Raw genomic sequence first — 6,597 nt, forward strand, 5'->3', positions numbered from 1 at the left:
GAAGTGGTCGTCGATCGCCGCTCCCAGCTCGCCCGTGGGCTTGTCGCCGCCGTCGGGGGAGAGGTTCGTCCAGAAGATCGAGTGGTTGATGTGGCCGCCGAGGTTGAACGCGAGGTTCTTCTCCAGCAGGTTGATCGTGTCGTGGGCCTCGTCGGACCGAGCGGCCTCGAGCTTCTCGAGCGCGGTGTTCAGGCCGTTCACGTAGTTCTGATGGTGCTTCGAGTGGTGAAGCTCCATGATCTTGCCCGAAATGTGCGGATCCAGTGCGCCGTAGTCGTACGGCAGATCCGGAAGTGTGTAGACAGCCACGTTCCTCCTCGGGAAGTTGGGCACGTCCGTGCCCAGAGATGTTCTGTTGTGTCGGTCAACCCTCAGTCTGTCAGTCCTGTCCCGTTGCGCAACGGCGGTGCCCAACTGCTGGTCAGCGATGCAGTGTCCGCGGCGGGACCCTCAGGCGCCATGTCCTAGTCTGTGTCTGGACATTCCCCGGGTAGGACGACGTGCGAGGAGGCGGATCAGAATGGAGGAACGCATCTTCACGATCCCCAACGCGCTGAGCTTCCTGAGGCTGCTCCTGGTCCCGGTGTTCCTGTGGCTCGTGCTGGGCCCCGAGCACGACGAGCTCGCGCTGCTGGTGCTGATGGTCTCCGGCGTCACGGACTACCTCGACGGCAAGCTGGCCCGCAAGCTCAACCAGACGTCCAAGATCGGCGCGATCCTCGACCCCGTCGCCGACCGCTTCTTCATCCTCGCGGTCGTCATCGGCCTGGGCTTCCGCGACATCATCCCGTGGTGGCTCGCGGTGATCCTGCCGCTGCGGGACGTCTTCCTGTTCAGCCTGGTGCCCTTCCTGCGCACCCGCGGCTACAGCTCGCTGCCGGTCCACTTCCTGGGCAAGGCCGCGACCGCGAGCCTGCTGTACGCCTTCCCGCTGCTGCTGCTGGGTGACCCCAACGGCGACGGCGGCACCGTCGCCGACCTCGCCAACGTCTTCGGCTGGGCCTTCACGGTGTGGGGCGTCGCGCTCTACTGGTGGGGTGGGATCCTGTACGCGTTCCAGGTCCGCCGACTCATGACCACGACGGCGCCCGTCGCCCGGAGCTGATGATGGCTGACCGGGACGGTGCCGCGCAGGCCGAGGGCCTGCTGGAGCAGATCGCGGACACGGCGCTGGACGACGACTACTACGTCGTCCGGCCCGGCCCCTACAGCCAGTCCCGGGAGTTCAACACCGTCCTGACCGGCGCCGTGCTGGCGGTGTTCGCGCTGCTCGTGGCGACCGCGGCGTTCCAGACCCGCAACGACCGCCCCGCGACAGAGCAGGAGCGGGCGACGCTGATCGGGAACATCGCCTCGCGCAAGGATTCCCTGGCTGGCCGGGAGTCCACGGCCAGGAAGCTGCGGGCCGAGGTCGAGGACCTCTCGACCTCCGTGTCCCGCTTCGACCCCGATCTCGAGACGCTGCGCCTGCAGGCCGCCGACCGCGGGGCGACGGGCCCCGGGATCTCCGTGGTCGTGGCGCCCAGCTCGGACGGCAGCGCCGAGGGGAGCATCTCCGACCAGGACCTCCAGGTGCTGGTCAACTCGCTGTGGTACGCCGGCGCGGAGGCCATCGCGGTCAACAACAAGAGGATCGGCACGCTCACCTCGATCCGCACCGCCGGCGGCGTCATCAAGGTCAACTACCGCACGATCGCGCCCCCGTACGTCATCAAGGCGATCGGTGACGCGGACGCGCTGCAGGACCGGTTCGCCGGGACCGACACCGGCGAGTCGTGGCTCCGACGACGCAACGGCGCAGGAGTCCGGTTCACCGTGACACCATCGAGCAGCCTGACGGTCGACGCGGCAGCAACCGATCGCCTGAAGATCAGGAAAGCCACAGCCATCAAGGGGGACGCATGATCCCGGTCTTCGGACTGGTCGTCGGCATCATCGCGGGGCTGGCTCTGCAGCCCACCGTGCCGACCGGCCTGCAGCCGTACCTGCCGATCGCGATCGTCGCGGCGCTCGACGCCGTCATCGGTGCGCTGCGGGCCCTGGGGGAGCGGCGGTTCGACGACAAGGTCTTCGTCGTGTCCTTCATCTCCAACGTCGTCATCGCGGCGTTCATGGTCTACCTCGGCGACCAGCTCGGCGTCGGCTCGCAGCTGTCGACCGGCGTCGTGGTGGTGCTGGGGATCCGGATCTTCGCCAACGCCGCGGCGATCAGACGACGGATCTTCCATGCCTGAGAGCGGTGGCCGGCGCGGCTGGCGGGCGCTGCTGCGGCCCTCGGTCTCGCAGGCCGTGGTCGCGGCCCTGATCGGCGGTCTGGCGTTCGCGATCACGGTGCAGGTGCGCGACGACGGGACCGACGACTACTCCGGAGTCCGTGGCGAGGAGCTGGTCGAGCTGCTCAAGTCGCTCGACACCGCCAACGAGCGGCTCGGCACCCAGATCGACGACCTGACCGCGACGCGCGACGACCTGCTCAGCAGCACCAAGCGCTCGGAGCAGGCCCGCAAGCAGGCCAAGCTGCGCGCCGAGCAGCTCGCGATCCTGGCCGGGACGCGCGGCGCCACCGGCCCGGGGGTCGAGGTCACGATCAACGATCCCGGTGGCCAGATCGACTCGGCCGCGCTGCTGGACGCGATCGAGGAGCTCCGGGACGCCGGCGCCGAGGCCATCGCCCTCAACGGGGTCGCGCGGGTCGTCGCACAGACGTACTTCCTCGACGACGACGGCGAGGTCCGGGTCGGAGGCCGTGAGATCAAGCGCCCATACGTCATCACCGCGATCGGCGACCCGTCGACGTTGGCCGAGGCGGTACGCTTCCCCGGCGGACTCATCGATGGGGTGGTGAATCGCGGCGGCTCGGCGTTCGTGACCCAGAAGGACAAGGTCACGATCACGGCGCTGGCCGACGTCAAGACCCCGGAGTACGCTCGACCAACATCTTGACCGGCAAGGAGTACGCGGTGATCCCTGAGGACCTCTACTACAGCGAAGAGCACGAGTGGGTGCGCTTCGACGAGGACATCGCGACGGTCGGCATCACCGACTTCGCGCAGGACCAGCTCGGTGACATCGTGTACGTCGAGCTGCCCGCGGTGGGTGACCGCGTCGAGGTCGGCTCGGTCGTCGGCGAGCTCGAGTCGACCAAGTCCGTCAGCGACATCTTCTCGCCGCTGTCCGGTGAGGTCGTGGCCCGCAACGACGCGCTCGACGGGGGACCCGAGGTCATCAACTCCGACCCCTACGGGGAGGGCTGGTTGATCAAGCTCCGCCCGGTCGAGGAGGATCCGACCTCGGCGCTGCTCGAGGCCGAGGCGTACTCCGCGCTCGTCGCCGACTGATTGCCCCCAACCCGTCCATCAGGTGAGCCCACGAGTGCTACGTTGGACGTGAAGTCTCAACCCGCACTACAGGTCGACCGCACACAGGAGAATGCCGATGTCAACGCCGGACCACGAGCCCGACGCCAGCTCCGCATCGCACGCGCCCGTGAGTGACCACACGACTCACATCCCGGCGCTGGACGCCGACACCGAGGAGATGACGTCGTCGGACGTCGCCGCGGTCGAGAACCTGCCTGCCGGCAGCGCGATGCTCCTGGTGCAGCGTGGTCCCGACTCCGGTGCGCGCTTCCTGCTGGACAGCGACGTCGTCAGCGTGGGCCGTCATCCCGACAGCGACATCTTCCTCGACGACATCAGCGTCTCGCGTCGACACGCGACGTTCACGCGCGGCGAGTCGGGATACTCCATCACCGACCTCGGCAGCCTCAACGGCAGCTACGTCAACCGCGACCGCATCGACAGCGAGGTGACTCTCTCCGGCGGTGACGAGGTCCAGATCGGCAAGTACCGCCTGATCTACTTCGCCGGAGCCCTCAAGGGCAAGGCGTGACTGAGCGCCAGCGAGGGAACCGTATGGCTGTCACGCCGGCGCCTTCGCATCGTGGGTTCGTGACGGGGGCGACGGCGTGACACAGCCCCTGTCGGAGCTGTCGAAGCTCGGGATCGGGAAGGTGCTGGACGAGCTCCGGCAGGAGTTCCCGGACCTGACGATCAGCAAGATCCGCTACCTCGAGGGCGAGGACCTGCTGCAACCCGAGCGGACCCCGTCGGGCTACCGGAAGTTCTCCTTCGGCGACGTCGAGCGGCTCCGCTTCATCCTGCGCCAGCAGCGCGACAACTTCTGGCCGCTGAGCCACATCCGCCAGGTCCTGGACGACATGGACCGCGGCGTCGTCCCCAGCGAGCCGGACGGCACCCGCATCCCGCACCTCACCCTGGCCGAGGACGGACTGCCGGTCGCGGAGACGTTCACCGAGGCGCCCAGCTCGGCCCGGCTGTCGCGCGACGAGCTGCTGGACGCCGCGGGGATCGACTCGGCCACGCTCGACGCGATCGAGGAGTTCGGCCTGATCCACCGGCGCAAGTCGCAGACCTACTACGACGGCGGCGCGCTGCAGATCGCGTCGATCGTGGGGGAGTTCGCCGAGCTCGGCCTGGAGCCGCGCCACCTCAAGATGTTCAGCGCCGCCGCGGACCGCGAGGTCGCCCTGTTCGAGCAGGTCGTCTCCCCGCGCTCCCGCCAGCTCGACAAGGAGGCCGCCGAGCGTACCGTCGCCGGGCTGGCCGCCCTGTCGATCCGCCTGCAGACCGTCCTGGTCAGAAGCAGATTGCGCGGCTGAGCCATGCGTGAGGTCGAGGTCATCGGGGTGCGAGTCGAGATGCCGACCAACCAGCCGCTCGTCCTCCTGCGGGAGCTGGAGGGCAACCGCTACCTGCCGATCTGGATCGGTGCGGTCGAGGCGTCCGCGATCGCGTACGCCCAGCAGGCCACCGTCACGGCCCGCCCGCTGACGCACGAGCTGATGCAGACGATCATCGAGGCGCTCGGGGACGACCTCGCGGAGGTCAGGATCCTGGACGTGCACGACGGCGTGTTCTTCGCGTCGCTGGTCTTCGCCTCCGGCGCCGAGGTCGAGGCCCGGCCGTCCGACTCGATCGCTCTGGCGCTCCGTGCGGGCGCCAAGATCGTGTGCGCCGAGGACGTGCTCGACGCGGCCGGGATCACCTCGACGTCCGACGAGGACCAGCAGATCGAGAAGTTCCGCGAGTTCCTCGACGAAGTCAGCCCGGAGGACTTCGGCGAGACCGAGTGACCGCAGGGGCGTACGAGGTGAACTCTCAACCCTTGAGTGAGACTTTATTTTGAACGACACGCCGACATCCACGCTCGGTCGTTGACCGGCCAAACTCTCACCCTTACCTTGAGAGTGCTGCCGAAGGTACACGGATGTAGTTCCGTCGCGGTAGTCTTCCCCCATACCAGCTTTGGAAGGCATTTCCGATGATCGAGTCCCGCGACAACGACGTCACCGCCGCGACGCAAGCAGCCGCCGAGGCCAGTGACCAGGGCCTGCTGTTCAACGACGATGTCTCGCCCCTGCCCGAGGACGCGGGTTTCCGCGGTCCGACCGCCTGCAGCGCCGCCGGCATCACCTACCGCCAGCTCGACTACTGGGCGCGCACGGGACTCGTCGAGCCGACCGTCCGCTCGGCCACCGGCTCCGGCACGCAGCGGCTCTACTCGTTCAAGGACATCCTGCTCCTCAAGATCATCAAGCGACTCCTCGACGCCGGCGTCTCGCTGCAGCAGATCCGCATCGCGATCGACCACCTCCGCGTCCGGGGCACCGACGACCTGACCCAGGTCACCCTGATGAGCGACGGCGCCAGCGTCTACGAGTGCCGCTCCGCCGACGAGGTCATCGACCTGCTGCAGGGCGGTCAGGGGGTCTTCGGCATCGCGATCGGCGGTGTCTGGAAGGAGATCGAGGGCTCGCTGCACACGCTGCCCAGCGAACGCGCGGTCGAGATCTCCGCGGCGGACGACGAGCTCGCCGCCCGTCGCCGCGCCCGCCTGTCCAGCTGATCCGATCGGGGACCTCGCGCCCTGTGGCAGGACAGCCATACCTTCGATGACGTGACCGGGCCGGACGTCGTACCTTCTGAGCATGGCTGACATCGTGAGCAACGAGCCGCTGCCCGATCCGGCGAAGGTCGAGCACGAGCACCCCGACGTCACCGGCGGTTGGCTGCGGCCCGCCGTGTTCGGCGCGATGGACGGTCTCGTGTCCAACTTCGCCCTGATGATGGGCGTCGTCGGCGGCAGCTCGGCCTCCGACACCAAGCCCGTGGTCCTCGCGGGGCTGGCGGGCCTGGCCGCCGGTGCATTCTCGATGGCGGCGGGGGAGTACACCTCCGTCGCCAGCCAGCGGGAGTTCGCGCTGGCGCAGGTCGACATCGAGCGGCACGAGATCCTGCACAACGAGGCGGCCGAGGAGGCCGAGCTCGCGGTGATGTTCATGGAGAAGGGCGTCGACGAGTCGACGGCCCGTGAGATGGCCCGGGAGGTCCACGAGGATCCCGAGAACGCCGTCAAGGTGCACGCGCGCGAGGAGTTCGGTGTCGACACCGACGACCTGGCGTCGCCGAGCCTCGCCGCGCTGTCGTCGTTCTTCGCGTTCGCCCTCGGCGCCGTCATCCCGCTGCTGTCCTACCTCGTCGGCATCGAGTCGGCGTGGCCGGCGATCGTCCTGTC

Annotated in this window: 10 protein-coding genes and 1 pseudogene; 10 read left to right on the forward strand and 1 reads right to left on the reverse strand. The window is 68.3% G+C overall.

Translation table 11 applies throughout. The features are described 5' to 3' along the window. A pseudogene (locus JWQ91_RS13585) lies at positions 1-309 on the reverse strand (superoxide dismutase); the annotation flags it as partial. Positions 310-520: 211 nt separating this feature from the next. Between JWQ91_RS13585 and JWQ91_RS13590 the strand changes: the two are divergent. The 10 genes from JWQ91_RS13590 to JWQ91_RS13635 form a co-directional block, all read left to right on the forward strand. Next, positions 521-1,105 carry a CDP-alcohol phosphatidyltransferase family protein gene (locus JWQ91_RS13590; protein WP_297785096.1) on the forward strand — a complete coding sequence of 195 codons (585 nt, stop codon included), beginning with the start codon at positions 521-523 and terminating at the stop codon, positions 1,103-1,105. Between the two features lie 2 nt (positions 1,106-1,107). Further along, a complete protein-coding gene (locus JWQ91_RS13595) occupies positions 1,108-1,905 on the forward strand; it encodes a DUF881 domain-containing protein (RefSeq protein ID WP_297785099.1) in 798 nt (265 codons plus the stop codon). Beyond that, complete coding sequence (locus JWQ91_RS13600) at positions 1,902-2,234, forward strand: small basic family protein (protein WP_297785102.1); 333 nt, start codon at positions 1,902-1,904, stop codon at positions 2,232-2,234. Before JWQ91_RS13595 ends, JWQ91_RS13600 begins: the two co-directional genes overlap by 4 nt. After that, complete coding sequence (locus JWQ91_RS13605; RefSeq protein ID WP_297785106.1) at positions 2,227-2,943, forward strand: DUF881 domain-containing protein; 717 nt, start codon at positions 2,227-2,229, stop codon at positions 2,941-2,943. Before JWQ91_RS13600 ends, JWQ91_RS13605 begins: the two co-directional genes overlap by 8 nt. A gap of 17 nt (positions 2,944-2,960) precedes the next feature. Next, the gene (gene gcvH, locus JWQ91_RS13610; RefSeq protein WP_297785109.1) at positions 2,961-3,338 is read left to right on the forward strand and encodes a glycine cleavage system protein GcvH; all 378 of its coding nucleotides are present in this window, start codon (positions 2,961-2,963) and stop codon (positions 3,336-3,338) included. Positions 3,339-3,429: 91 nt separating this feature from the next. Continuing rightward, positions 3,430-3,891: an FHA domain-containing protein gene (locus tag JWQ91_RS13615; RefSeq protein ID WP_366521388.1), complete on the forward strand. Its 462-nt coding sequence runs from the start codon at positions 3,430-3,432 to the stop codon at positions 3,889-3,891. A gap of 76 nt (positions 3,892-3,967) precedes the next feature. Next, on the forward strand, positions 3,968-4,681 hold the full coding sequence (locus tag JWQ91_RS13620) for a MerR family transcriptional regulator (RefSeq protein WP_297785115.1): 714 nt from the start codon (positions 3,968-3,970) through the stop codon (positions 4,679-4,681). 3 nt (positions 4,682-4,684) lie between these two features. After that, a complete protein-coding gene (locus JWQ91_RS13625; protein WP_297785118.1) occupies positions 4,685-5,155 on the forward strand; it encodes a bifunctional nuclease family protein in 471 nt (156 codons plus the stop codon). A gap of 188 nt (positions 5,156-5,343) precedes the next feature. Continuing rightward, the gene (locus tag JWQ91_RS13630; protein ID WP_297785121.1) at positions 5,344-5,928 is read left to right on the forward strand and encodes a MerR family transcriptional regulator; all 585 of its coding nucleotides are present in this window, start codon (positions 5,344-5,346) and stop codon (positions 5,926-5,928) included. Positions 5,929-6,010: 82 nt separating this feature from the next. Next, the coding region (locus JWQ91_RS13635; protein WP_297785123.1) for a VIT1/CCC1 transporter family protein at positions 6,011-6,597 on the forward strand (587 nt) is incomplete at its 3' end.

This window comes from Aeromicrobium sp. (assembly GCF_025965075.1).
Lineage (GTDB): Bacteria > Actinomycetota > Actinomycetes > Propionibacteriales > Nocardioidaceae > Aeromicrobium.